This is a genomic window from Denitraticella aggregata (genome assembly GCF_048158365.1).
GTDB lineage: Bacteria > Pseudomonadota > Gammaproteobacteria > Burkholderiales > Rhodocyclaceae > Azoarcus_F.
Genome location: NZ_JBLLNL010000008.1, coordinates 96526 through 117197, shown reverse-complemented (window position 1 = coordinate 117197; position 20672 = coordinate 96526). Strand labels below are relative to the sequence as shown.

The following is a 20672-nucleotide window of genomic DNA, read 5'->3' as shown; positions in this document are numbered from 1 at the left end:
AACTCCTTGTCAGATACGACGCTTCTTGGGCGGTCGGCAGCCGTTATGGGGAATCGGCGTGATATCGGTGATGCTCGAAATCTTGATGCCGATGGCGTTCAATGCGCGAACCGCCGACTCACGTCCCGGACCGGGCCCCTTGATGCGGACTTCTAGATTCTTGATGCCGCACTCCTGTGCAGCCTTCCCGGCTGCTTCGGCCGCGACCTGGGCTGCAAAGGGCGTGCTCTTGCGCGAGCCCTTGAAACCGGCCCCGCCCGACGTCGCCCACGACAGCGCGTTGCCCTGCCGGTCGGTGATGGTAATGATGGTGTTGTTGAAGCTCGCATGCACGTGGGCAATGCCCTCGGCGACGTTCTTCTTGACCTTCTTGCGAACTTTCGTAGCTGTCTTAGCCATTATGTACCCCTATCACTTCTTCTTGCCGGCGATTGCCTTGCGCGGACCCTTGCGGGTGCGGGCGTTGGTACGCGTACGCTGACCGCGCATCGGCAGGCCGCGACGGTGACGGAAACCGCGATAACAGCCGAGATCCATCAGGCGTTTGATATTCATCGTGACTTCGCGACGAAGATCACCCTCGACGATGAACTTGCCGACTTCGTCGCGAAGCCGATCCATGTCGGACTCGGTTAGATCCTTCATCTTCGTCGAGCGCCCGACACCCGAAGCGTCGCAAATTTGACGTGCACGCGTGCGCCCGATCCCATAGATGGCAGTGAGCGCAATCTCGGCATGCTTATGATTGGGAATGTTTACCCCTGCAATACGGGCCATTCGTTTACCCCAAAAAGCGAAACATTAAATTTTAATCTGACCAGACCAGAATATCAACCCTGGCGCTGCTTGTGGCGCGGGTCGGTGCAGATCACGCGAACGACACCCTTGCGACGGATGATCTTGCAGTGACGGCACAACCGCTTGACCGATGCCTGAACTCTCATTTCTATGCTCCTGTTTCTAGATTACTTGGTCCGGAAAACGATCCGGGCCCTGGTCAGGTCGTAAGGCGTGAGCTGCACAGTGACCTTGTCACCGGGAAGGATGCGGATATAGTGCATTCGCATTTTTCCCGATATGTACCCCAGAACGATGTGACCGTTTTCCAGCTTGACCCGAAAGGTTGCGTTAGGCAGGTTCTCGACGACCTCACCCTGCATTTCAATGACGTCTTCCTTAGACATAATCTCACCTGCTGGGCAGTCCGGATCCCTTGAAGTTTGCCTTCTTGAGCAAGCTTTCGTACTGGTGAGACATTACGTGCGACTGGACCTGGTTCATGAAGTCCATCGTCACCACGACGATGATCAACAGGGATGTGCCGCCGAAATAGAACGGTACGTTCCAGCGCAGAATCAGAAACTCCGGCAACAGGCAGACCAGGGTGATATACACCGCACCCACCAGGGTCAGACGCGTCAAAATCTTGTCGATGTAGCGCGCAGTCTGGTCACCCGGACGGATGCCCGGAACGAACGCCCCACTCTTCTTCAGGTTGTCAGCCGTGTCCCGTGCATTGAAGACCAGCGCGGTGTAGAAGAAACAGAAGAACACGATTGCTGCCGCATACAACATCACATAGATCGGCTGACCGGGCGCCAGCGTCGACGAGATATCCCGCAACCAGGTCATCCCGTCGCGCGCACCGAACCACTGGCCGAGCGTAGCCGGGAACAGGATGATGCTCGACGCGAAGATCGGAGGGATGACCCCGGCCATGTTCAGCTTCAACGGCAGGTGCGAACTCTGCCCACCGTAGATCTTGTTGCCGACCTGACGCTTGGCGTAGTTGACCAGGATCTTGCGTTGCCCCCGTTCCACGAACACCACGAAGGCAGTGACGACGACGACCAGCACGCAGATCACCAGCGCGGTGAAGGGATGCATCGCACCGGTCCGCACCAGCTCGAACAAGCCGCCGATGGCACTTGGCAGACCCGCCACGATTCCCGCGAAGATGATCAGGGAGATGCCGTTGCCGATGCCGCGCTCGGTGATCTGCTCACCCAGCCACATCAGGAACATCGTCCCCGTCACAAGCGTGGCCACCGTCACGAATCTGAACATCAGACCCGGATCGAGCACCAGACCCGGCTGCGATTCGAGCGCGATCGAAATCCCGACCGCCTGCGCGAAGGCAAGCACCAGCGTGCCGTAGCGGGTATATTGCGTGATCTTGCGTCGCCCGGCCTCGCCTTCCTTCTTCAACTGCTCGAGCGTCGGGATCGCCACCGTCATCAACTGCATGATGATCGACGCCGAGATGTAAGGCATGATCCCGAGAGCGAAGATCGTGAATCGCGACAGCGCACCGCCGGAAAACAGGTTGAACACGCCGAGGATGCCACCGGCCTGCGACTGGAACAATTCGGCCAGCCGCTCCGGATCGATACCGGGCACCGGAATGTGAGCGCCGATCCGATAGACGATCAGGGCGCCGAGAACGAAAAGAATTCTCTTCTTGAGGTCCCCGAAACGCCCGCTACTACCCAGCGCGGCTGAAGTTTTTGCCACGGTCGCCTTCCTCGATTACCCGGTCACCACGGTACCGCCGGCAGCTTCGATCGCTGCCAGTGCGCCCTTGGTCGCGCCCACGCCACGCAGAGTGACCTTGCGGCTGATGGAGCCGGACAGGATCACCTTTGCATTCTGGGTGCCGGCGGGCACGATTCCGGCCTGGACCAGCGCCAGCAGATCGATCTCGTCGATCGGCAGACGGTCGAGTTCCGACAGCCGCACTTCGGCGTTGCCACTTGCCGTCAGAGACACGAAACCACGCTTCGGCAAGCGCCGCTGAAGCGGCATCTGACCGCCCTCGAAGCCGACCTTGTGGAAACCGCCTGCACGGGACTTCTGTCCCTTGTGGCCGCGACCGCAGGTCTTGCCGAGCCCGCTCCCGATGCCACGACCGACCCGGCGCGCGACCTTCTTGGAGCCTTCGGCGGGCTTGATTGTATTGAGTCGCATATCAACCCTCACTCTTCACAAGGTACGAAACCTTGTTGATCATCCCGCGCACTTCGGGCGTATCGACCAGCTCGACCGAATGGTGGAGGCGACGAAGACCGAGACCACGAACGGTCGCACGGTGAGATTGTTTGGTACCGATCACACTCTTGACCAGCGTGACCTTGATCTTCTTCTCGGACATTGCTTACCCCAGAATCTCTTGGACGGTTTTGCCACGCTTGGCGGCAATCTCGGCCGGCGTGCTGATCGCGAGCAAGCCACTGATCGTGGCGCGCACGACATTGTAGGGATTGGTCGAACCGATGCACTTGCATATCACATCGGTCACGCCCATCACTTCGAACACTGCACGCATGGGACCGCCCGCAATGATGCCCGTACCGCTCGGGGCCGGCTGCATCAGCACGCGCGACGCACCATGGTGACCGATCACGGTGTGCTGCAGCGTACCGTTCTTCAGCGACACCTTGGTGAGCTTGCGCTTTGCCTCTTCCATCGCCTTCTGAACGGCGACCGGCACTTCGCGGGACTTGCCCTTGCCCATCCCGATACCACCATCGCCGTCACCGACCACGGTCAGCGCCGCGAAACCGAGGATGCGGCCACCCTTGACGACCTTGGTCACCCGGTTGATCGCAACCATCTTCTCGCGAAGGCCGTCATCACGCTCTTGCGCGGCAGGCGCACGCTTGTTGCTTTGTTGCTTAGCCATACAAATCCTCGCTTAGAACTTGAGGCCGCCTTCGCGGGCGGCATCAGCCAGCGCCTTGACGCGGCCGTGATAGAGAAAACCCGCGCGATCGAAGGAAACACTTTCGACACCGGCAGCCTTGGCTCGCTCCGCAATCAGCTTTCCGACCAACTCGGCCGCCCCCTTGTTACCGCCATGCTTGAGCTGCGAACGGACGTCGTTCTCGACGGTGGAGGCCGAAGCCAGCACGCGCGAGCGGCAGCCGGAAATGACTTGGGCGTAGATGTGCGAATTGGTACGGAACACAGTCAGGCGCACCGCTTTCAGTTCTGCGATCTTGGCTCGGGTTTTGCGAGCGCGACGCAGGCGAACTTGTTTTTTGTTCATGACGAACCGCCCTTACTTCTTCTTGGTTTCCTTGAGCACCACCACTTCGTCCGAATATCGGACACCCTTGCCCTTATAGGGCTCAGGCTGGCGGTACGCCCGCACTTCGGCCGCTACCTGGCCGACCTGCTGCTTGTCGATACCCTTGATCAGGATCTCGGTCTGGGTCGGCGTTTCCACTTTCACCCCCGCGGGCATCTGATGCACGACCGGATGAGAGAAACCGAGCGTCAGGTTGAGCTTGTCACCCTGCGCCTGAGCACGATAGCCGACGCCCACCAGATTGAGCTTGCGCTCGAATCCCTTGCTGACTCCGGTGACCATGTTATTCACCAGCGCACGCATGGTGCCCGACATCGCACCCGCACCGGCAACGCCATCGGTCGCCTTGCAGACCAGCGCGTCGCCTTCGCGTTCGATAGTCACGCCCTTGCCCAGCCGCTGGGTCAATGCGCCGAGCGGTCCCTTCACCGTGACCTCGCCGGCAGCGATGCTGACATCGACGCCTGCAGGAACCACGATGGGATTCTTAGCTACACGAGACATGAGACCTCCTTACGCCACGTAGCAGATGACTTCGCCGCCGACACGTCCGGCTCGCGCTGCGCGATCCGTCATGACGCCGCGAGGCGTTGAAACGATGGCGACACCTAGCCCGTTCAGGACCTTGGGAAGCTTTTCGCTGCCCTTGTAGATCCGCAGTCCAGGACGGCTGACACGCTCGATGCGCTCGATCACCGGACGACCCGCATAGTATTTCAGCTCGATGTCGAGCTCCGGCTTGGCGCCGTTCTCGCGCACCGAGAAGCCGTCGATATAGCCTTCGTCCTGCAGGACTCGGGCGATCGCAACCTTGAGCTTGGAGCTGGGCATCGACACACTGACTTTCTGCGCCTGTTGCCCGTTGCGGATGCGGGTCAGCATATCGGCGATAGGATCGGACATACTCATATCATATTCTCCTTACCAGCTCGCCTTGGTCATGCCCGGAACCTCGCCCCGGAACACGAGGTCCCTGAGCTTGTTGCGGCACAGCCCGAACTTCCGGAACACGCCACGCGGCCGACCGGTCAAGACGCAGCGCTTGCGCTCCCTGACCGGACTGGCGTTGCGCGGCAACTGCTGAAGCTTCAGACGCGCAGCCATGCGCTCCTCATCGGAAAGCTTCGCATCATTGATCTGAGCGATCAGCGCGGCCCGCTTGGCAGCGAACTTCACCACCAGTTTCCGACGCTTTTCCTCACGATTGATCAGAGCAAGTTTCGCCATATCACCCTCAATTCTTGAACGGGAACTTGAAAGCCGCCAGCAGAGCCTTGGCTTCTTCGTCGTTCTTGGCAGTCGTTGTGATGGAGATGTTCATCCCGCGCAGAGCATCGATCTTGTCGTACTCGATCTCCGGGAAAATGATCTGTTCTTTCACACCGATGTTGTAGTTGCCACGGCCGTCGAACGCCTTCGCCGACACACCGCGAAAGTCGCGAATCCGCGGCATCGCGACCGACACCAGCCGGTCGAGAAATTCGTACATGCGCGGCCCACGCAGTGTCACCATGCAGCCAATCGGGTAGCCGTCGCGGATCTTGAAACCCGCGATCGACTTACGAGCCTTGGTGACGACCGGTTTCTGCCCGGCGATCTTGGTCATGTCACCGACCGCATGCTCAAGAATCTTCTTGTCGCCAACCGCCTCACCCACACCCATGTTCAGCGTGATCTTCGTGATGCGAGGAACTTCCATGACCGACTTGAACCCGAATTGCTTGAACAACTCAGGGGCAACCGTCTCTTTGTAAAATTGCTGTAAGCGCGCCATCGTCACTCCTTAGGCGTCCACGAGTTCGCCGTTCGACTTGAAGAAGCGCACCTTGCGCCCATCCTCAAGCTCCTTGATACCCACGCGTTCGGCCTTCTGGGTCGCCGCGTTGAAGAGCGCCACATTCGACACGTGAATCGGCATTTCTTTCTCGACAATGCCACCGACCTCGCCTTTCATCGGGTTTGGGCGCACATGCTTCTTCACGCGATTCACGCCCTCGACGAGCAAGCGCTCGGCATCGACGCGGCGCAAAACCGTACCCCGGCGACCCTTGTCCTTGCCGGCAAGAATCGTGACTTCGTCACCTTTACGGATCTTGTTCATACCGACCACTCCTCAGAGCACTTCAGGCGCAAGCGAGACGATCTTCATGAACTTCTCGTTACGCAGCTCGCGCGTGACCGGCCCGAAGATACGGGTGCCAATGGGCTCGAGCTTATTGTTCAACAACACCGCGGCATTACCGTCGAACTTGACCAGTGCGCCATCCGGCCGACGGACGCCCTTGGCGGTGCGCACGACCACAGCGTTATACACGTCGCCTTTCTTGACGCGACCACGCGGGGCGGCATCCTTGACGGTCACCTTGATGACATCCCCAATGCCGGCATAACGCCGCTTGGATCCACCAAGAACCTTGATGCACATCACCGAACGCGCGCCCGAATTGTCGGCGACGTCCAGCATGGACTGCATTTGAATCATGAAGTTATCTCCAACTTACCCCGCCACAGCGGTCAGTCTTGGAACCCGTTTGGGTAGGGGGCTCGAATGAGCAAAAGCAAAGACGAAAATTATAACAGCCTGGCAAATATCTTGCCAAGCTGTTTCTAAAACAAACTGCGCCGGAAAGAATCAGATGATTCGTGCCTTTTCGAGAACCTGCGACACTTTCCAGGACTTGGTCTTGGAAATGGGTCTGCACTCCTCGATCTCGACCAGGTCACCGGCGGCGGCCTGACCGTCCTCGACATGAGCGTGGTACTTCGCACTGCGCGTCATCACCTTGCCATACAGCGCGTGCTTGACCTTGCGCTCGACAAGTACCGTGACGGTGTTCTGCATCTTGTCGCTCACGACGCGGCCGACCAGCGCACGGCGTACCTTCTGTGTCTGTTCAGTCATCATTGTCCCGCCTTTTCACGCAGAAGAGTACGCACACGCGCGATGTCGCGCCGGACCTTTCCGAGTTGGCTCGTGTTGTTCAACTGCTGAGTGGCCAGCTGCATGCGCAGCGAAAACTGCGCCTTCAACAGTTCGAGCAACTCTGTGTTCAATTCGCCAGCGCTCTTCGCGCGGAGTTCACTCGCTTTCATGATCACCCCAAATGACGCAGAACGAACACGGTTTCGAACGGAAGCTTGGCAGCTGCTAGCCGGAAAGCCTCACGTGCGAGTGGTTCGCTCACGCCGTCCATTTCATACAAAACCTTACCCGGCTGAATCTCGGCGACCCAGTACTCCGGATTACCCTTGCCGTTACCCATGCGCACTTCGGCCGGCTTGCGCGAAATCGGCTTGTCCGGAAACACACGGATCCAGATCCGACCGCCACGCTTGATATGACGGGTCATGGCACGACGGGCCGACTCGATCTGACGCGCAGTCAGACGCCCGCGACCGACCGCCTTGAGCCCGAACTCACCGAAGCTCACCTTCGCGCCGCGCGTCGCGACACCGGTGTTACGGCCTTTCTGCTCCTTGCGATACTTTCTTCTAGACGGCTGCAGCATCATTCACTCCTGCTATCTTCTTCGGGCTGCCGGACCGGGGCGTCCGCACCGGGACGACGACCACCACGACGACCGGGTCGCGCTTCACCGGCCTCGTTGCGCGGTGCGCCACGACGACCTCGACGTGCTTCCGGTTCCGGCTCGACCGCTACCGGCTTCTCGTTGCGTCCAAGCATGTCGCCCTTGTACACCCACACCTTGATGCCGATGATCCCGTAGGTTGTCTTCGCCTCCGCGACCCCGTAGTCGATGTCGGCACGCAAGGTGTGCAAAGGCACCCGTCCCTCGCGATACCATTCTGTACGGGCGATCTCCGCACCGTTCAGACGGCCGGCACTCATGATCTTGATGCCCTGTGCGCCGAGACGCATCGCGTTCTGCATCGCCCGCTTCATGGCACGACGGAACATGATCCGCTTCTCGAGCTGTTGCGCGATGGAATCGGCGATCAACTGAGCATCGATCTCGGGCTTGCGCACCTCCTCGATATTCACATGCACCGGCACGCCCATGATCTTCTGCAACTCGCGCTTGAGTGCCTCGATGTCCTCGCCCTTCTTGCCGATCACCACACCTGGCCGTGCGCTGAAAAGCGTGATCCGCGCATTCTTGGCGGGACGCTCGATCGTCACGCGACCGACCGATGCATGAGCGAGGCGCTTCTTCAGGAAAGCTCTGACCTTCAGGTCTTCGTGAAGCATCGTGGCGTAATCGCCGGTCGAAGCGAACCAACGCGAAGTCCAGTCACGCGTGACCGCGAGGCGAAATCCGGTCGGATGAATTTTCTGACCCATATGTACTCCTTATTCCCCGACGGTCACGAAGATATGGCAGGTTGGCTTCAGGATGCGGTTGCCGCGCCCCTTGGCTCGCGCGGTGAAGCGCTTCAGGCTCATACCCTCCTCGACGCTGATCGTCTTCACCTTGAGTGTGTCGATATCGGCGCCATCGTTATGCTCGGCGTTTGCAATCGCCGACTCCACTACCTTGCGGATGATCTTTGCACCCTTCTTCGGAGAGAAGGCGAGAATGCTGAGCGCCTGATCAACCGGCTTGCCCCTCACCTGGTCCGCAACCAACCGCCCCTTCTGGGCCGAGAGGCGAACACCGCGAAGAATCGCTCTGGTTTCCATGTCCACTCCTTACCTCTTCGCTTTCTTGCTCGCTGCGTGACCTTTGAAGGTCCGCGTGAGAGCAAACTCACCGAGCTTGTGACCGACCATGTTCTCGGAAATGAACACCGGAACGTGCTGGCGTCCGTTATGCACCGCGATGGTCAGACCGACGAAGTCCGGCAGCACGGTGGAACGACGCGACCAGGTCTTGATCGGCCGCTTGTCATTGCTCGTACGAGCCGCGTCGACCTTCTTCAGAAGGTGAGCGTCAACGAACGGGCCTTTTTTAATTGAACGAGCCATCTCTCACCTCTTAACGCTTGTGCCGACGCTGCACGATCATCTTATCGGTACGCTTGTTGCTGCGCGTGCGGTAGCCTTTGGCCGGCTGCCCCCACGGGCTGCGCGGCACACCACCCTCGCCGGTCCGACCCTCGCCCCCGCCATGCGGGTGATCGACCGGGTTCATCGCGACACCGCGAACGGTGGGACGGATACCACGCCAGCGATTCGCACCGGCCTTACCGATCTTGCGAAGCGCATGCTCGCCGTTACCGACTTCGCCTATCGTTGCGCGACACTCGACATGAACCTTGCGAACTTCGCCGGACCGCAGCCTGATCTGGGCGTACGACCCTTCCCGAGCCAGCAACTGGACCGAGGCTCCGGCCGAACGAGCGATCTGAGCCCCCTTGCCCGGCATCAGTTCGACGCAGTGAACCGTCGTGCCTACCGGAATGTTGCGAATCGGCAGGGTGTTCCCGGACTTGATGGGCGCCTCGGAACCGCTGACGACCTGCTGACCGACTTCCATGCCCTTGGTCGCAATGATGTAGGCGCGCTCACCGTCCGCGTAGCACACCAGCGCGATATTGGCCGAGCGGTTCGGGTCGTACTCGATGCGTTCGACGCGACCCACGATGCCGTCCTTGATGCGACGGAAATCGACGACGCGGTAGTGCTGCTTGTGGCCACCGCCCTTGTGGCGGACGGTGATATGTCCGTTGTTGTTACGGCCGCCGTTACGTGACTGCTTCTCCACCAGCGACGCCAAAGGGCGCCCCTTGTAGAGGTCGGCATTGACGACTCTCACCATGGACCGACGCCCTGCGGAGGTCGGCTTCGATTTTACCAGTGCCATTATTCTTACTCCCCGGCCGCGAAGTTGATTTCCTGGCCCGGCTTGAGGCATACGAATGCCTTCTTCCAGCCCTTGCGTCGCCCGGTAATCTTACCGAAACGCTTCACCTTGCCTTTCACGTTGGCAATCTGAACCGACTCGACTTCGACCTTGAACAACAACTCGACCGCTGCCTTGACCTCGGGCTTGGTCGCGCCACTCGCTACCTTGAACACGACCTGCTCGTTCTTGTCGGCTATATACGTGGCCTTCTCGGAGATCTGGGGCGCGAGCAGCACCTGCATCAGACGCTCTTGGCTAAATCCGCTCATTGCCAGGTCTCCTCCATCTTGGCCAGCGCACCCTTGGTGACCAGCACCTTGGAATAATTCACCAGCGAAACCGGGTCGGCTTCGGCGACCTCGAGAACCAGCACCTGGTGCAGGTTGCGCGAGGACAAAAAGAGGTTCTCGTCAAACTGATCGGTGATGACGAGCACTGAATCCAGCCCCATACCCTTCAGCTTTTCGGCCAGCAGACGCGTTTTCGGCGCATCGATATTGAAACTCTCGACCACGGCAAGACGGTCTTCACGCGCGAGCTGCGACAGAATTGCAGCGACGCCGGCGCGATACATCTTGCGATTGACCTTTTGCGAAAAGTTCTCGTCGGGCCTGCTCGGAAAAATCCGACCACCCCCACGCCACAGCGGGCTCGACGCCATACCCGCACGCGCACGGCCAGTGCCTTTTTGACGCCACGGCTTGCGCGTGGACTTCGCGATTTCAGAGCGACCCTTCTGGGCGCGGTTTCCGGAGCGCGCGTTGGCCATGTAGGCAACGACGACCTGGTGGACCAACGCCTCGTTGAAGTCGCGGCCGAACAGCGCATCGGACGCTTCGAGCGTCGACGCCTGCTCACCTTGTTCGTTCAGGAGTTTAAGTTCCATTACTTCCTCGCTCAGCTACCGGCCTTGACCGCGGGACGAATCAACACATCGCCGCCACGGGACCCGGGCACCGCCCCCTTGACCAGCAACAACTGGCGCTCGACGTCGACCTTGACCACCTCGAGACCCTGAGTGGTGCAAGTGACCGATCCCAGATGCCCGGCCATCCGCTTGCCCGGAAATACGCGACCCGGATCCTGCGCCATGCCGATCGAACCGGGGGCATTGTGAGAGACCGAGTTACCGTGCGAAGCGCGGTTGGACGAGAAATTGTGACGCTTGATGGAGCCGGCGAACCCTTTACCGATGGACGTACCGGTTACATCGACCTTCTGCCCCACTGCGAAGATATCGACGCCGACGACATCACCAGCTTTGAGCTCGGAGAGCTTGGCCGTATCGACGAGAAATTCCTTCAGGATATGACCGGCTTCGACGCCGGCCTTGGCACAGTGACCTGCAAGGGACTTGTTTACCCGGCTTGCACGACGCTTGCCAAAAGCCACCTGGACGGCCGAATAGCCGTCTGCTTCAGGTGTCTTGAGTTGGGTCACACGATTATTGGACACGTCAAGCACAGTCACCGGGATGGAACGACCATCCTCAGCAAAAATGCGAGTCATGCCAACCTTGCGACCGACAAGGCCTAGACTCATTTTCTTCTCCTGATTCCCGGTTACGATTGACCGGGGCCTATGAAAAACGCGACTTTACGCCAAAAAGCGTAAAGGCCGGATTATACCGGCCTTTTTCACTCACGCGCAAGTAGCGCGGGAACTTACTGCAGCTTGATCTCGACATCCACGCCGGCGGGCAGATCGAGCTTCATCAACGCGTCCACGGTCTTGTCGGTCGGGTCGATGATGTCCATCAAGCGCTGATGCGTACGGATCTCGAACTGATCCCGCGAGGCCTTGTTGACGTGCGGCGAACGCAGGATGTCGAAACGCTCCTTGCGGGTGGGCAGGGGGACCGGCCCACGAACCACGGCGCCGGTGCGCTTGGCCGTGTCGACGATTTCAAGGGCCGACTGATCGATCAGGCGATAGTCGAAGGCCTTCAGGCGGATGCGGATTTTCTGGTTTTGCATTTGAACTGTTCCTAAAGAGCGGGCTGCCCGGCGCCATGTGGCACCGGGCCGTCTGTAACTTACTCGATGACCTTGGCGACGACACCGGCGCCGACGGTACGACCGCCTTCGCGGATCGCAAAACGCAGACCTTCTTCCATCGCGATCGGCGCGATCAGCTTCACCGTGATCGACACGTTGTCGCCCGGCATCACCATCTCCGTGCCTTCCGGCAGCGAGATCGAACCGGTCACATCCGTCGTGCGGAAGTAGAACTGCGGACGGTAGTTGTTGAAGAACGGCGTGTGACGGCCGCCCTCTTCCTTGCTCAGCACATACACCTCACCCGTGAAGTGCGTGTGCGGCTTGATCGAACCCGGCTTGCACAGCACCTGGCCGCGCTCGACGTCTTCACGCTTGGTGCCGCGCAGCAGCACACCCACGTTGTCGCCCGCCTGACCCTGATCGAGCAGCTTGCGGAACATCTCCACGCCCGTGCAGGTGGTCTTGACCGTCGGCTTGATCCCGACGATCTCGATTTCTTCACCGACCTTCACGATCCCGCGCTCGACACGACCAGTCACCACCGTACCACGGCCCGAGATCGAGAACACGTCTTCGATCGGCAGCAGAAACGGCTTGTCGATCGCACGCTCGGGCGTCGGAATGTAGCTGTCCAGCGCAGCGGCCAGCTCAAGGATCGCCGGCTCGCCGATCGGGCTCTGGTCGCCCTCGAGCGCCTTCAGCGCCGAACCCTTGATGATCGGAATGTCGTCGCCCGGAAAATCGTACTTGGACAGCAGCTCGCGCACTTCCATCTCGACCAGCTCGAGCAGCTCCTCATCGTCGACCATGTCGCACTTGTTCAGAAACACGATGATGTACGGCACGCCGACCTGGCGGGCCAGCAGAATGTGCTCGCGCGTCTGCGGCATCGGGCCGTCCGCGGCCGAGCACACCAGGATCGCACCGTCCATCTGCGCTGCACCCGTGATCATGTTCTTCACGTAGTCCGCGTGACCCGGGCAATCCACGTGCGCATAGTGGCGGCTCTCGGTCTCGTACTCCACGTGCGCCGTGTTGATCGTGATCCCGCGCGCCTTCTCTTCCGGCGCCGCGTCGATCTGGTCGTACGCCTTCGCCTCGCCCCCGAACTTCTTCGACAGAATCGTCGTGATCGCCGCCGTCAAAGTCGTCTTGCCATGGTCAACGTGACCGATCGTGCCCACGTTTACGTGCGGCTTCGTCCGCTCAAACTTGCCTTTAGCCATTTCTCGAATCCTCGCTTGATATCAGAGCTTACTTACGATTGTTGATGACCGCTTCAGCGACGCTCTTCGGCGCTTCGGCGTAGTGTTTGAATTCCATCGTGTAGGTGGCGCGCCCCTGGGTCAGCGACCGCAGTTGCGTCGCATAACCGAACATCTCGGCCAAAGGCACTTCCGCCTTGATCTCCTTCATGCCGCCGGGAATGTCGTCCATGCCCTGCACGATACCGCGACGCCCGGACAAGTCACCCATGACATTGCCCATGAAATCCTCCGGCGTCTCGACAACGACCGCCATCATCGGCTCGAGCAGCGCCGGACTGGCCTTGCGCATGGCGTCCTTGAACGCCATCGACGCGGCCATCTTGAACGCGTTCTCGTTGGAGTCGACATCGTGGTAAGAGCCGTCGAACAGCGTGACCTTGACGTCCACCACCGGGAAGCCGGCCAGCACGCCGTTCGGCAGAGTGTCCTGCAGACCCTTGTCGACCGCCGGGATGTATTCGCGCGGAACCACACCACCCTTGATCGCATCGACGAACTCGTACCCCTTCCCGGTCTCGTTCGGTTCGAGCTTGATCCACACGTGCCCGTACTGGCCACGACCGCCCGACTGCTTGACGAACTTGCCTTCCTGCTCGACAGCCTTGCGAATCGCTTCACGATAGGCCACCTGTGGCGCGCCGACGTTCGCCTCGACATTGAACTCGCGACGCATGCGGTCGACGATGATTTCGAGGTGCAGTTCGCCCATGCCGGAAATGATCGTCTGACCCGACTCCTCGTCTGTCCGGACGCGGAAAGACGGGTCTTCCTGCGCGAGACGCGACAATGCCAGACCCATCTTCTCCTGGTCACTCTTGGTCTTCGGCTCCACGGCTACGTGAATCACGGGCTCCGGGAACACCATGCGCTCGAGGATGATCGGCGCCGACGGATCACACAGGGTTTCTCCGGTGGTGACTTCCTTCATGCCGACACAGGCCGCGATGTCGCCCGCACGCACCTCCTTGATCTCGGCACGCTCGTCGGCATGCATCTGCAGCAGACGACCGATCCGTTCCTTCTTGTTCTTGATCGAGTTCAGCACCGTCGACCCGGACTGCAACACGCCCGAATACACGCGAACGAAGGTCAGCTGACCGACGAAGGGATCGCTCATCAGCTTGAATGCGAGCGCGGAAAACTTCTCTTCGTCATCGGCACGGCGCGAAGTCTCTTTCTCGTCGTCATCCACACCGATGACCGGGGGAATATCGACCGGCGACGGCAGCAGATCGACCACCGCGTCGAGCATGCGCTGCACGCCCTTGTTCTTGAATGCGGTGCCGCACAGCATCGGCTGGATCTCGCAGGCGAGGGTGCGCTGACGAAGCCCCTGGATGATCTTCTCCTCGGACAGATCACCCCCCTCGAGGTATTCGTTCATCAGATCTTCGTTGGCCTCGGCGGCCGCCTCGATCATCTGCTCGCGCCAGTTCTCCGCCTCGGACTGCAACTCCGCCGGAATCGCGCGATAATCGAACTGCATCCCCTGGGAGGCCTCATCCCAGTAGATCGCCTTCATCTTGATCAGATCGACGACGCCTTCGAAGTTCTCCTCCGCACCGATCGGAATCACGATAGGCACGGGATTGGCTTTCAGACGGGTCTTCATCTGATCGACGACCTTGAAGAAATTCGCGCCCTGGCGGTCCATCTTGTTCACGAACGCAAGCCGCGGCACCTTGTACTTGGTGGCCTGGCGCCATACGGTCTCGGACTGCGGTTGCACGCCGCCGACCGCACAGTAGACCATGCAGGCGCCATCGAGCACGCGCATCGAACGCTCGACCTCGATCGTGAAGTCGACGTGACCCGGAGTGTCGATGATGTTGAAGCGGTGCTCCTGGTACTGCTGCTCCATCCCCTTCCAGAAACAGGTCGTTGCGGCCGAGGTGATGGTGATGCCCCGCTCCTGCTCCTGCTCCATCCAGTCCATAGTGGCGGCGCCATCATGGACTTCACCGATCTTGTGACTGACACCGGTATAAAAAAGAATACGCTCGGTCGTTGTCGTCTTGCCGGCGTCGATGTGAGCTGAGATACCGATGTTACGGTAACGCTCAATGGGAGTCTTTCGAGCCACGGTACTATCCTGTTTTCGTTTGTCACGCGTACGCGTGATCTTGGGTTCTTGCCTTACAAAACAATCGAGCCCTTGTCAGGGCCCGATCCACTACCGTTTTGAGATGATCAGAAACGGTAGTGCGAAAATGCCTTGTTTGCCTCGGCCATGCGGTGCACTTCTTCTCGCTTCTTCATTGCTGCGCCACGACCCTCGGCCGCTTCGAGCAACTCACCAGCAAGGCGCTGCGCCATTGATTTTTCTGCCCGCTTGCGCGCGGCCTCGCGCAGCCAGCGCATGGACAGAGCCATACGACGGGACGGACGAACTTCGACCGGAACCTGGTAGTTCGCGCCACCGACGCGACGACTCTTCACCTCGACCACCGGCTTGATGTTGCCGACCGCAGCGGAGAAGACTTCCAGCGGATCCTTGCCCGCCTTGCCGGAAATGTGCTCGAACGCGCCATAGACGATGCGCTCTGCAACCGACTTCTTGCCGGACTGCATGATCACGTTGATGAATTTGGACACATCCTGCGAACCGAACTTGGGATCGGGCAGGATTTCACGTTTGGGTACTTCGCGACGACGCGGCATAACGACCTCTTGCTTATCTCTTGATGCGTGGAATTAGGCCTTTTTCGGACGCTTGGCGCCGTACTTGGAACGAGACTGCTTACGATCCTTCACACCCTGAAGATCGAGCGAGCCACGCACGATGTGATAACGCACACCCGGCAAATCCTTGACACGACCACCACGAATCAGAACGACCGAGTGCTCCTGCAGGTTGTGACCCTCACCACCAATGTACGAGATCACCTCGAACCCGTTGGTCAGGCGCACCTTCGCGACCTTACGCAGCGCGGAGTTCGGCTTTTTAGGTGTGGTCGTGTAAACACGGGTGCAGACACCCCGTTTCTGCGGGCAGGCCTCGAGCGCAGGCACCTTGCTCTTGACCACAACTTTTTCCCGCGGCTTGCGGACCAGCTGATTGATTGTTGGCATAGCTTTCTGTTTTCCAAATAACCCGAGGCAGCCCGCTTCAGGCTGCCTCGGCAGATTATTCCGGGCCCGGGCGCGAACACCACCCCTTGCGAGCACGACGCTGACTACGATTGGTCAGCCCGCATAAAGAGGCCGGATTTTACGCCGAGTCGCGGTCTCTCGTCAACCTGCCTGCACGTCCTGTGCGGCATCGCCGGTAACTTCGGCCGGCGTCTCATCCACACTGGGCCATGCATGCTCGGCGCCGAGATCTTCCCCCGCGGCCTGGTTCCGTCTGTTGCGATGGTAGGCCATGCCCGTTCCGGCCGGTATCAGGCGACCCACTATGACGTTCTCCTTCAGCCCACGCAGTTCATCGCGCTTGCCCATGATGGCCGCTTCGGTCAGCACGCGCGTAGTCTCCTGGAACGATGCCGCCGAGATGAAGGAATCGGTGGACAACGAAGCCTTGGTGATGCCGAGCAATACGTTTTCATAGTTGCACGGCAGCTTGCCCTCGGCTTCCATCCGGTCGTTCTCCTCGAGCACATCCGAACGCTCGACCTGCTCTTCCCGAATGAAGCGGGTTTCGCCGGGGTCGGTGATCACGACACGACGCAACATCTGACGGACGATAACCTCAATGTGCTTGTCGTTGATCTTTACGCCCTGCAGTCGATAAACGTCCTGCACCTCGTCGATGATGTAGCGCGCCAGCGCGGATACGCCCTGCAGACGCAGGATGTCGTGCGGATCGGCCGGGCCGTCGACGATCAGCTCACCCTTATTGACCACCTGCCCGTCGTGCACCATCAGATGCTTGTCCTTGGGAATCAGGAAATCGTGCGCGGTGCCGTCGGGCTCGGTGATGACCAGACGCTGCTTGCCCTTGGTATCCTTGCCGAACGACACAGTGCCGGTGAACTCGGCCAGCACGCCAGCGTCCTTGGGTGCGCGGGCCTCGAACAGTTCGGCCACACGCGGCAGACCCCCGGTGATGTCACGGGTCTTGGCCGACTCCTGGGGAATACGCGCCAGCACGTCGCCGACACTGACCTGCTGGCCATCCTTGACGGTGATCAGCGAACCCACCTGGAACGTGATCGCTACCGAGTGATCGGTGCCGGCATTGCGGACCTCCTCGCCCTGTTCGTCCAGCAGTTTGACCTGCGGACGCACGCCCTTGCTGCCGGTACCGGACGCACGACGCTTCGCGTCGATGACCACCAGCGTCGACAGGCCGGTGACCTCGTCGATCTGCTTCGCGACGGTCACGCCTTCCTCGACGTTCTCGAACCGCACCGTACCTGCGTACTCGGTGATGATCGGCCGGGTGTGCGGATCCCATGTGGCCAGCTGCAGCCCCGCCTTGATCGTCATGCCGTCATCGACGAACAGTGTCGCGCCGTAGGGCAGTTTGTGACGCTCGCGCTCGCGACCCATGTCGTCGGCCACCACCAGTTCCGCCGAACGCGCGATGACGACCTTCTCGGCCTTGGCGTTCGTCACATAACGCATGTTGCCCGCAAACCGGATCGTCCCGCCCGACTTCGCCTCGACACCACTGGCCGCCGCTGCACGCGAGGCCGCGCCACCGACGTGGAAGGTCCGCATCGTCAGCTGGGTGCCCGGCTCACCGATGGACTGCGCCGCGATGACACCGACAGCCTCTCCGACGTTCACCTCGCTGCCGCGGCCCAGGTCACGCCCGTAACATTTGCCGCAAATACCGAAGCGGGTTTCGCAGGTCAGTGCAGTTCGGACCTTGACCTCATCGATACCGACGCTGTCGATCAATTCGACCATGTCTTCGGTCAGGAGCGTGCCCGCTTCGATCAGCGTTTCCTGCGTATCCGGATTCACCAGATCTTCGGCACAGACACGGCCAAGGATGCGTTCGCGCAGCGGTTCGACCACTTCGCCGCCCTCGATCAGGGCTTTCATCACGAAACCCTCGCGGGTGCCGCAATCGTCTTCGGTAACCACCAGATCCTGGGTCACGTCGACCAGACGACGGGTCAGGTAACCCGAGTTCGCGGTCTTCAACGCGGTATCGGCCAGACCCTTGCGCGCGCCGTGGGTGGAGATGAAGTACTGCAGAACGTTCAGACCTTCACGGAAGTTCGTCGTGATCGGGGTCTCGATGATCGAACCATCCGGCTTGGCCATCAGGCCGCGCATGCCCGCCAGCTGACGGATCTGCGCGGCCGAACCCCGTGCCCCCGAGTCGGCCATCATGTAGATCGAGTTGAACGACTCCTGCTTGACCGTCTCGCCGTCACGATTGACCACGTCATCCTGGCCCAACTGGTCCATCATCGCCTTGGCGACCTGGTCGCCTGCACGGCCCCAGATATCCACGACCTTGTTGTAGCGCTCGCCGTCGGTCACCAGACCCGACGTGTATTGATCGGCGATCTCCTTGACTTCCTTTTCCGCTTCGGCGATCAGTACGTTCTTCTCGCTCGGGACGAGCATGTCCTTGACCGCAATCGAGATACCCGCGCGAGTCGCCAGCGTGAAGCCGAACTGCATCAGCTTGTCTGCGAAGACCACCGTCTCCTTCAGCCCGCACCGACGGAATGTCGCGTTGATGAGTTTTGAAATTTCCTTTTTCTGCAGCGCCTTGTCGATGATGCTGAACGGCAGACCGGCCGGCAGGATGTCGGACAGCAGCGCGCGACCGACAGTCGTTTCATAGCGTTGCAGAACCGGGATGTGCTCACCGTCCGGTCCAAACTCGACCGTCGGGATACGCACCGAGACCTTGGCGTGCAACGAAGCGTAGCCGGACTCGTAGGCACGACGCGCCTCGGCGACATCGGAGAACATCATGCCCTCACCGGGCGCGTTGATCGCCTCGCGGGTCGCGTAATACAGACCCAGCACGATGTCCTGGGACGGCACGATGATCGGCTCGCCGTTGGCCGGCGACAGAACGTTGTTCGACGCGAGCATCAGCGTGCGCGCTTCCATCTGCGCCTCGAGCGACAGGGGCACGTGAACGGCCATCTGGTCACCGTCGAAGTCGGCGTTGAACGCGACGCAGACCAGCGGGTGAAGCTGGATCGCCTTGCCTTCGATAAGGACCGGTTCGAACGCCTGGATGCCGAGACGGTGCAGCGTCGGCGCGCGGTTCAGCATGACCGGGTGCTCTCGGATCACCTCTTCGAGAATGTCCCACACCACCGGCTCCTGGCTTTCGACCATCTTCTTGGCCTGCTTGATCGTGGTCGCCAGACCGCGCAGTTCGAGCTTGTTGAAGATGAAGGGTTTGAACAGTTCCAGCGCCATCAGCTTGGGCAGGCCGCACTGGTGCAGCTTCAACTGCGGACCGACCACGATGACCGAACGGCCGGAATAATCGACCCGCTTGCCCAGCAGATTCTGACGGAAACGGCCGCCCTTGCCCTTGATCATGTCAGCCAGCGACTTCAGCGGCCGCTTGTTCGGGCCGGTCATCGCCTTGCCGCGGCGACCGTTGTCGAGCAGCGAATCGACCGACTCCTGCAACATGCGCTTCTCGTTGCGCACGATGATCTCGGGCGCCTTGAGTTCCAGCAGCCGCTTCAGACGGTTGTTGCGGTTGATCACGCGACGATACAGGTCGTTCAGATCCGAGGTCGCGAAACGACCGCCGTCCAGCGGCACCAGCGGACGCAGATCGGGCGGTAACACCGGCAATACTTCGAGGATCATCCACTCGGGCTTGATCCCGGAGCTCTGGAAGGCCTCGAGTACCTTGAGGCGCTTCGAGAACTTCTTGACCTTGGCTTCCGAGCCGGTCGTCTCGAGTTCGCCGCGCAATTTCTCGACTTCGTTGTTGAGGTCGAGTGTACGCAGCAATTCGCGGATGCCCTCGGCACCCATCGACGCATCGAAATCGTCACCGTACTCCTCGACCTTGGCCAGATAGTCGTCCTCGGTCAGCAACTGACCGCGGGTCAACGGCGTCAGACCGGGCTCGACCACGACGAAGGCTTCGAAGTACAGCACGCGTTCGATGTCGCGCAGGGTCATGTCCAGCACCATGCCCAGGCGGCTCGGCAGGCTCTTCAGGAACCAGATGTGCGCGACCGGGCTGGCCAGCTCGATGTGGCCCATGCGCTCACGCCGAACCTTGGACAGCGTCACTTCGACGCCGCATTTCTCGCAGATCACGCCACGATGCTTGAGCCGCTTGTACTTGCCGCACAGGCACTCGTAATCCTTGACCGGTCCGAAGATCTTGGCGCAGAACAACCCGTCCCGCTCCGGCTTGAAGGTTCGGTAGTTGATGGTTTCCGGCTTACGGACCTCGCCGTAGGACCAGGAACGGATCTTGTCCGGTGAGGCCAGACCGACCGTGATCGCGTCGAACTGATCCTCATTGGGAAGGGTTTGCTTGAACAGGTCAGCGAGCAGGCTTTTCATGTATCACTCCATCCGGGTAAGCATTAAGGGGCTTTCACCCGGG

31 protein-coding genes are annotated in these 20672 nt (G+C 60.3%); all 31 read right to left on the bottom strand.

All coding sequences use genetic code 11. From position 1 onward, the window contains the following. Nucleotides 1-9: 9 nt before the first annotated feature. The 31 genes from rpsK to rpoC all read right to left on the bottom strand — a co-directional run bounded on the left by rpsK (nucleotide 10) and on the right by rpoC (nucleotide 20629). Nucleotides 10-399 carry a 30S ribosomal protein S11 gene (gene rpsK / locus ACKVEX_RS11390; RefSeq protein ID WP_473215845.1) on the bottom strand — a complete coding sequence of 130 codons (390 nt, stop codon included), beginning with the start codon at nucleotides 397-399 and terminating at the stop codon, nucleotides 10-12. Between the two features lie 12 nt (nucleotides 400-411). Next, on the bottom strand, nucleotides 412-777 hold the full coding sequence (rpsM, locus tag ACKVEX_RS11385; RefSeq protein WP_473215844.1) for a 30S ribosomal protein S13: 366 nt from the start codon (nucleotides 775-777) through the stop codon (nucleotides 412-414). A 53-nt stretch (nucleotides 778-830) separates the two neighbouring features. Then, a complete protein-coding gene (gene rpmJ / locus ACKVEX_RS11380) occupies nucleotides 831-944 on the bottom strand; it encodes a 50S ribosomal protein L36 (RefSeq protein WP_473215843.1) in 114 nt (37 codons plus the stop codon). Nucleotides 945-965: 21 nt separating this feature from the next. After that, a complete protein-coding gene (gene infA, locus ACKVEX_RS11375; RefSeq protein ID WP_473215842.1) occupies nucleotides 966-1184 on the bottom strand; it encodes a translation initiation factor IF-1 in 219 nt (72 codons plus the stop codon). 4 nt (nucleotides 1185-1188) lie between these two features. Next, nucleotides 1189-2514 (bottom strand): preprotein translocase subunit SecY, encoded by a 1326-nt coding sequence (gene secY, locus ACKVEX_RS11370; RefSeq protein WP_473215841.1) that lies wholly within the window; start codon nucleotides 2512-2514, stop codon nucleotides 1189-1191. Between the two features lie 15 nt (nucleotides 2515-2529). Next, on the bottom strand, nucleotides 2530-2967 hold the full coding sequence (gene rplO, locus ACKVEX_RS11365) for a 50S ribosomal protein L15 (RefSeq protein ID WP_473215840.1): 438 nt from the start codon (nucleotides 2965-2967) through the stop codon (nucleotides 2530-2532). 1 nt (nucleotide 2968) lies between these two features. Further along, complete coding sequence (gene rpmD / locus ACKVEX_RS11360) at nucleotides 2969-3151, bottom strand: 50S ribosomal protein L30 (protein WP_473215839.1); 183 nt, start codon at nucleotides 3149-3151, stop codon at nucleotides 2969-2971. A gap of 3 nt (nucleotides 3152-3154) precedes the next feature. Further along, nucleotides 3155-3682 carry a 30S ribosomal protein S5 gene (rpsE, locus tag ACKVEX_RS11355; RefSeq protein WP_473215838.1) on the bottom strand — a complete coding sequence of 176 codons (528 nt, stop codon included), beginning with the start codon at nucleotides 3680-3682 and terminating at the stop codon, nucleotides 3155-3157. Nucleotides 3683-3694: 12 nt separating this feature from the next. Then, nucleotides 3695-4048: a 50S ribosomal protein L18 gene (gene rplR, locus ACKVEX_RS11350; protein ID WP_473215837.1), complete on the bottom strand. Its 354-nt coding sequence runs from the start codon at nucleotides 4046-4048 to the stop codon at nucleotides 3695-3697. A gap of 12 nt (nucleotides 4049-4060) precedes the next feature. Then, complete coding sequence (gene rplF, locus ACKVEX_RS11345; RefSeq protein ID WP_473215836.1) at nucleotides 4061-4594, bottom strand: 50S ribosomal protein L6; 534 nt, start codon at nucleotides 4592-4594, stop codon at nucleotides 4061-4063. Nucleotides 4595-4603: 9 nt separating this feature from the next. Further along, nucleotides 4604-4999, bottom strand: coding sequence for a 30S ribosomal protein S8 (rpsH, locus tag ACKVEX_RS11340; protein ID WP_473215835.1), 396 nt, complete (start codon nucleotides 4997-4999; stop codon nucleotides 4604-4606). A 12-nt stretch (nucleotides 5000-5011) separates the two neighbouring features. Continuing rightward, a complete protein-coding gene (rpsN, locus tag ACKVEX_RS11335; protein WP_473215834.1) occupies nucleotides 5012-5317 on the bottom strand; it encodes a 30S ribosomal protein S14 in 306 nt (101 codons plus the stop codon). Between the two features lie 7 nt (nucleotides 5318-5324). After that, nucleotides 5325-5864, bottom strand: coding sequence for a 50S ribosomal protein L5 (gene rplE / locus ACKVEX_RS11330; RefSeq protein ID WP_473215833.1), 540 nt, complete (start codon nucleotides 5862-5864; stop codon nucleotides 5325-5327). Between the two features lie 9 nt (nucleotides 5865-5873). Then, a complete protein-coding gene (gene rplX / locus ACKVEX_RS11325; RefSeq protein WP_473215832.1) occupies nucleotides 5874-6191 on the bottom strand; it encodes a 50S ribosomal protein L24 in 318 nt (105 codons plus the stop codon). Between the two features lie 12 nt (nucleotides 6192-6203). Beyond that, nucleotides 6204-6572, bottom strand: a complete 369-nt coding sequence (rplN, locus tag ACKVEX_RS11320) for a 50S ribosomal protein L14 (RefSeq protein ID WP_473215831.1) — start codon at nucleotides 6570-6572, stop codon at nucleotides 6204-6206. Nucleotides 6573-6722: 150 nt separating this feature from the next. Then, nucleotides 6723-6992, bottom strand: a complete 270-nt coding sequence (gene rpsQ / locus ACKVEX_RS11315) for a 30S ribosomal protein S17 (RefSeq protein ID WP_473215912.1) — start codon at nucleotides 6990-6992, stop codon at nucleotides 6723-6725. Further along, on the bottom strand, nucleotides 6992-7183 hold the full coding sequence (gene rpmC, locus ACKVEX_RS11310) for a 50S ribosomal protein L29 (RefSeq protein ID WP_473215830.1): 192 nt from the start codon (nucleotides 7181-7183) through the stop codon (nucleotides 6992-6994). Before rpmC ends, rpsQ begins: the two co-directional genes overlap by 1 nt. Nucleotides 7184-7185: 2 nt before the next feature. After that, complete coding sequence (gene rplP / locus ACKVEX_RS11305; protein WP_473215911.1) at nucleotides 7186-7599, bottom strand: 50S ribosomal protein L16; 414 nt, start codon at nucleotides 7597-7599, stop codon at nucleotides 7186-7188. Next, nucleotides 7599-8393: a 30S ribosomal protein S3 gene (gene rpsC / locus ACKVEX_RS11300; protein WP_473215829.1), complete on the bottom strand. Its 795-nt coding sequence runs from the start codon at nucleotides 8391-8393 to the stop codon at nucleotides 7599-7601. Before rpsC ends, rplP begins: the two co-directional genes overlap by 1 nt. 9 nt (nucleotides 8394-8402) lie before the next feature. Further along, nucleotides 8403-8732 (bottom strand): 50S ribosomal protein L22, encoded by a 330-nt coding sequence (gene rplV, locus ACKVEX_RS11295; protein ID WP_473215828.1) that lies wholly within the window; start codon nucleotides 8730-8732, stop codon nucleotides 8403-8405. Nucleotides 8733-8741: 9 nt separating this feature from the next. Continuing rightward, nucleotides 8742-9017 carry a 30S ribosomal protein S19 gene (gene rpsS / locus ACKVEX_RS11290; RefSeq protein ID WP_473215827.1) on the bottom strand — a complete coding sequence of 92 codons (276 nt, stop codon included), beginning with the start codon at nucleotides 9015-9017 and terminating at the stop codon, nucleotides 8742-8744. 10 nt (nucleotides 9018-9027) lie between these two features. Further along, nucleotides 9028-9855, bottom strand: a complete 828-nt coding sequence (gene rplB / locus ACKVEX_RS11285) for a 50S ribosomal protein L2 (RefSeq protein ID WP_473215826.1) — start codon at nucleotides 9853-9855, stop codon at nucleotides 9028-9030. Nucleotides 9856-9860: 5 nt separating this feature from the next. After that, complete coding sequence (gene rplW / locus ACKVEX_RS11280) at nucleotides 9861-10166, bottom strand: 50S ribosomal protein L23 (protein ID WP_473215825.1); 306 nt, start codon at nucleotides 10164-10166, stop codon at nucleotides 9861-9863. Continuing rightward, on the bottom strand, nucleotides 10163-10783 hold the full coding sequence (gene rplD / locus ACKVEX_RS11275) for a 50S ribosomal protein L4 (protein WP_473215824.1): 621 nt from the start codon (nucleotides 10781-10783) through the stop codon (nucleotides 10163-10165). The genes rplW and rplD overlap by 4 nt, the downstream gene beginning before the upstream one ends. A gap of 11 nt (nucleotides 10784-10794) precedes the next feature. Then, nucleotides 10795-11439, bottom strand: coding sequence for a 50S ribosomal protein L3 (gene rplC / locus ACKVEX_RS11270; protein ID WP_473215823.1), 645 nt, complete (start codon nucleotides 11437-11439; stop codon nucleotides 10795-10797). Nucleotides 11440-11561: 122 nt separating this feature from the next. Then, nucleotides 11562-11873: a 30S ribosomal protein S10 gene (rpsJ, locus tag ACKVEX_RS11265; protein ID WP_473215822.1), complete on the bottom strand. Its 312-nt coding sequence runs from the start codon at nucleotides 11871-11873 to the stop codon at nucleotides 11562-11564. A gap of 59 nt (nucleotides 11874-11932) precedes the next feature. Next, on the bottom strand, nucleotides 11933-13123 hold the full coding sequence (gene tuf, locus ACKVEX_RS11260) for an elongation factor Tu (RefSeq protein ID WP_473215810.1): 1191 nt from the start codon (nucleotides 13121-13123) through the stop codon (nucleotides 11933-11935). Between the two features lie 28 nt (nucleotides 13124-13151). Beyond that, on the bottom strand, nucleotides 13152-15248 hold the full coding sequence (gene fusA / locus ACKVEX_RS11255) for an elongation factor G (RefSeq protein ID WP_473215821.1): 2097 nt from the start codon (nucleotides 15246-15248) through the stop codon (nucleotides 13152-13154). A 107-nt stretch (nucleotides 15249-15355) separates the two neighbouring features. Beyond that, nucleotides 15356-15826, bottom strand: a complete 471-nt coding sequence (gene rpsG / locus ACKVEX_RS11250; protein ID WP_473215820.1) for a 30S ribosomal protein S7 — start codon at nucleotides 15824-15826, stop codon at nucleotides 15356-15358. 33 nt (nucleotides 15827-15859) lie between these two features. Beyond that, complete coding sequence (rpsL, locus tag ACKVEX_RS11245; RefSeq protein WP_473215819.1) at nucleotides 15860-16237, bottom strand: 30S ribosomal protein S12; 378 nt, start codon at nucleotides 16235-16237, stop codon at nucleotides 15860-15862. A gap of 162 nt (nucleotides 16238-16399) precedes the next feature. Further along, nucleotides 16400-20629, bottom strand: a complete 4230-nt coding sequence (gene rpoC, locus ACKVEX_RS11240) for a DNA-directed RNA polymerase subunit beta' (protein ID WP_473215818.1) — start codon at nucleotides 20627-20629, stop codon at nucleotides 16400-16402. Nucleotides 20630-20672 lie beyond the last annotated feature (43 nt).

What these genes read in the sequence shown, in the direction of transcription:
- rplB (WP_473215826.1), bottom strand. Translation starts at nt 9,855, where the DNA reads ATGGCACTGGTAAAATCGAAGCCGACCTCCGCAGGGCGTCGGTCCATG.
- rplW (WP_473215825.1), bottom strand. Translation starts at nt 10,166, where the DNA reads ATGAGCGGATTTAGCCAAGAGCGTCTGATGCAGGTGCTGCTCGCGCCC.
- rpmD (WP_473215839.1), bottom strand. Translation starts at nt 3,151, where the DNA reads ATGTCCGAGAAGAAGATCAAGGTCACGCTGGTCAAGAGTGTGATCGGT.
- rpsL (WP_473215819.1), bottom strand. Translation starts at nt 16,237, where the DNA reads ATGCCAACAATCAATCAGCTGGTCCGCAAGCCGCGGGAAAAAGTTGTG.
- rplC (WP_473215823.1), bottom strand. Translation starts at nt 11,439, where the DNA reads ATGAGTCTAGGCCTTGTCGGTCGCAAGGTTGGCATGACTCGCATTTTT.
- rpmJ (WP_473215843.1), bottom strand. Translation starts at nt 944, where the DNA reads ATGAGAGTTCAGGCATCGGTCAAGCGGTTGTGCCGTCACTGCAAGATC.
- rpsG (WP_473215820.1), bottom strand. Translation starts at nt 15,826, where the DNA reads ATGCCGCGTCGTCGCGAAGTACCCAAACGTGAAATCCTGCCCGATCCC.
- rpsS (WP_473215827.1), bottom strand. Translation starts at nt 9,017, where the DNA reads ATGGCTCGTTCAATTAAAAAAGGCCCGTTCGTTGACGCTCACCTTCTG.
- rplX (WP_473215832.1), bottom strand. Translation starts at nt 6,191, where the DNA reads ATGAACAAGATCCGTAAAGGTGACGAAGTCACGATTCTTGCCGGCAAG.
- rpsQ (WP_473215912.1), bottom strand. Translation starts at nt 6,992, where the DNA reads ATGACTGAACAGACACAGAAGGTACGCCGTGCGCTGGTCGGCCGCGTC.
- rplV (WP_473215828.1), bottom strand. Translation starts at nt 8,732, where the DNA reads ATGGAAACCAGAGCGATTCTTCGCGGTGTTCGCCTCTCGGCCCAGAAG.
- rpsE (WP_473215838.1), bottom strand. Translation starts at nt 3,682, where the DNA reads ATGGCTAAGCAACAAAGCAACAAGCGTGCGCCTGCCGCGCAAGAGCGT.
- rpoC (WP_473215818.1), bottom strand. Translation starts at nt 20,629, where the DNA reads ATGAAAAGCCTGCTCGCTGACCTGTTCAAGCAAACCCTTCCCAATGAG.
- rpmC (WP_473215830.1), bottom strand. Translation starts at nt 7,183, where the DNA reads ATGAAAGCGAGTGAACTCCGCGCGAAGAGCGCTGGCGAATTGAACACA.
- rplP (WP_473215911.1), bottom strand. Translation starts at nt 7,599, where the DNA reads ATGCTGCAGCCGTCTAGAAGAAAGTATCGCAAGGAGCAGAAAGGCCGT.
- rplR (WP_473215837.1), bottom strand. Translation starts at nt 4,048, where the DNA reads ATGAACAAAAAACAAGTTCGCCTGCGTCGCGCTCGCAAAACCCGAGCC.
- rpsN (WP_473215834.1), bottom strand. Translation starts at nt 5,317, where the DNA reads ATGGCGAAACTTGCTCTGATCAATCGTGAGGAAAAGCGTCGGAAACTG.
- rpsK (WP_473215845.1), bottom strand. Translation starts at nt 399, where the DNA reads ATGGCTAAGACAGCTACGAAAGTTCGCAAGAAGGTCAAGAAGAACGTC.
- rpsM (WP_473215844.1), bottom strand. Translation starts at nt 777, where the DNA reads ATGGCCCGTATTGCAGGGGTAAACATTCCCAATCATAAGCATGCCGAG.
- rplD (WP_473215824.1), bottom strand. Translation starts at nt 10,783, where the DNA reads ATGGAACTTAAACTCCTGAACGAACAAGGTGAGCAGGCGTCGACGCTC.
- rpsC (WP_473215829.1), bottom strand. Translation starts at nt 8,393, where the DNA reads ATGGGTCAGAAAATTCATCCGACCGGATTTCGCCTCGCGGTCACGCGT.
- rpsJ (WP_473215822.1), bottom strand. Translation starts at nt 11,873, where the DNA reads ATGCAAAACCAGAAAATCCGCATCCGCCTGAAGGCCTTCGACTATCGC.
- rpsH (WP_473215835.1), bottom strand. Translation starts at nt 4,999, where the DNA reads ATGAGTATGTCCGATCCTATCGCCGATATGCTGACCCGCATCCGCAAC.
- rplO (WP_473215840.1), bottom strand. Translation starts at nt 2,967, where the DNA reads ATGCGACTCAATACAATCAAGCCCGCCGAAGGCTCCAAGAAGGTCGCG.
- tuf (WP_473215810.1), bottom strand. Translation starts at nt 13,123, where the DNA reads ATGGCTAAAGGCAAGTTTGAGCGGACGAAGCCGCACGTAAACGTGGGC.
- infA (WP_473215842.1), bottom strand. Translation starts at nt 1,184, where the DNA reads ATGTCTAAGGAAGACGTCATTGAAATGCAGGGTGAGGTCGTCGAGAAC.
- rplE (WP_473215833.1), bottom strand. Translation starts at nt 5,864, where the DNA reads ATGGCGCGCTTACAGCAATTTTACAAAGAGACGGTTGCCCCTGAGTTG.
- rplN (WP_473215831.1), bottom strand. Translation starts at nt 6,572, where the DNA reads ATGATTCAAATGCAGTCCATGCTGGACGTCGCCGACAATTCGGGCGCG.
- rplF (WP_473215836.1), bottom strand. Translation starts at nt 4,594, where the DNA reads ATGTCTCGTGTAGCTAAGAATCCCATCGTGGTTCCTGCAGGCGTCGAT.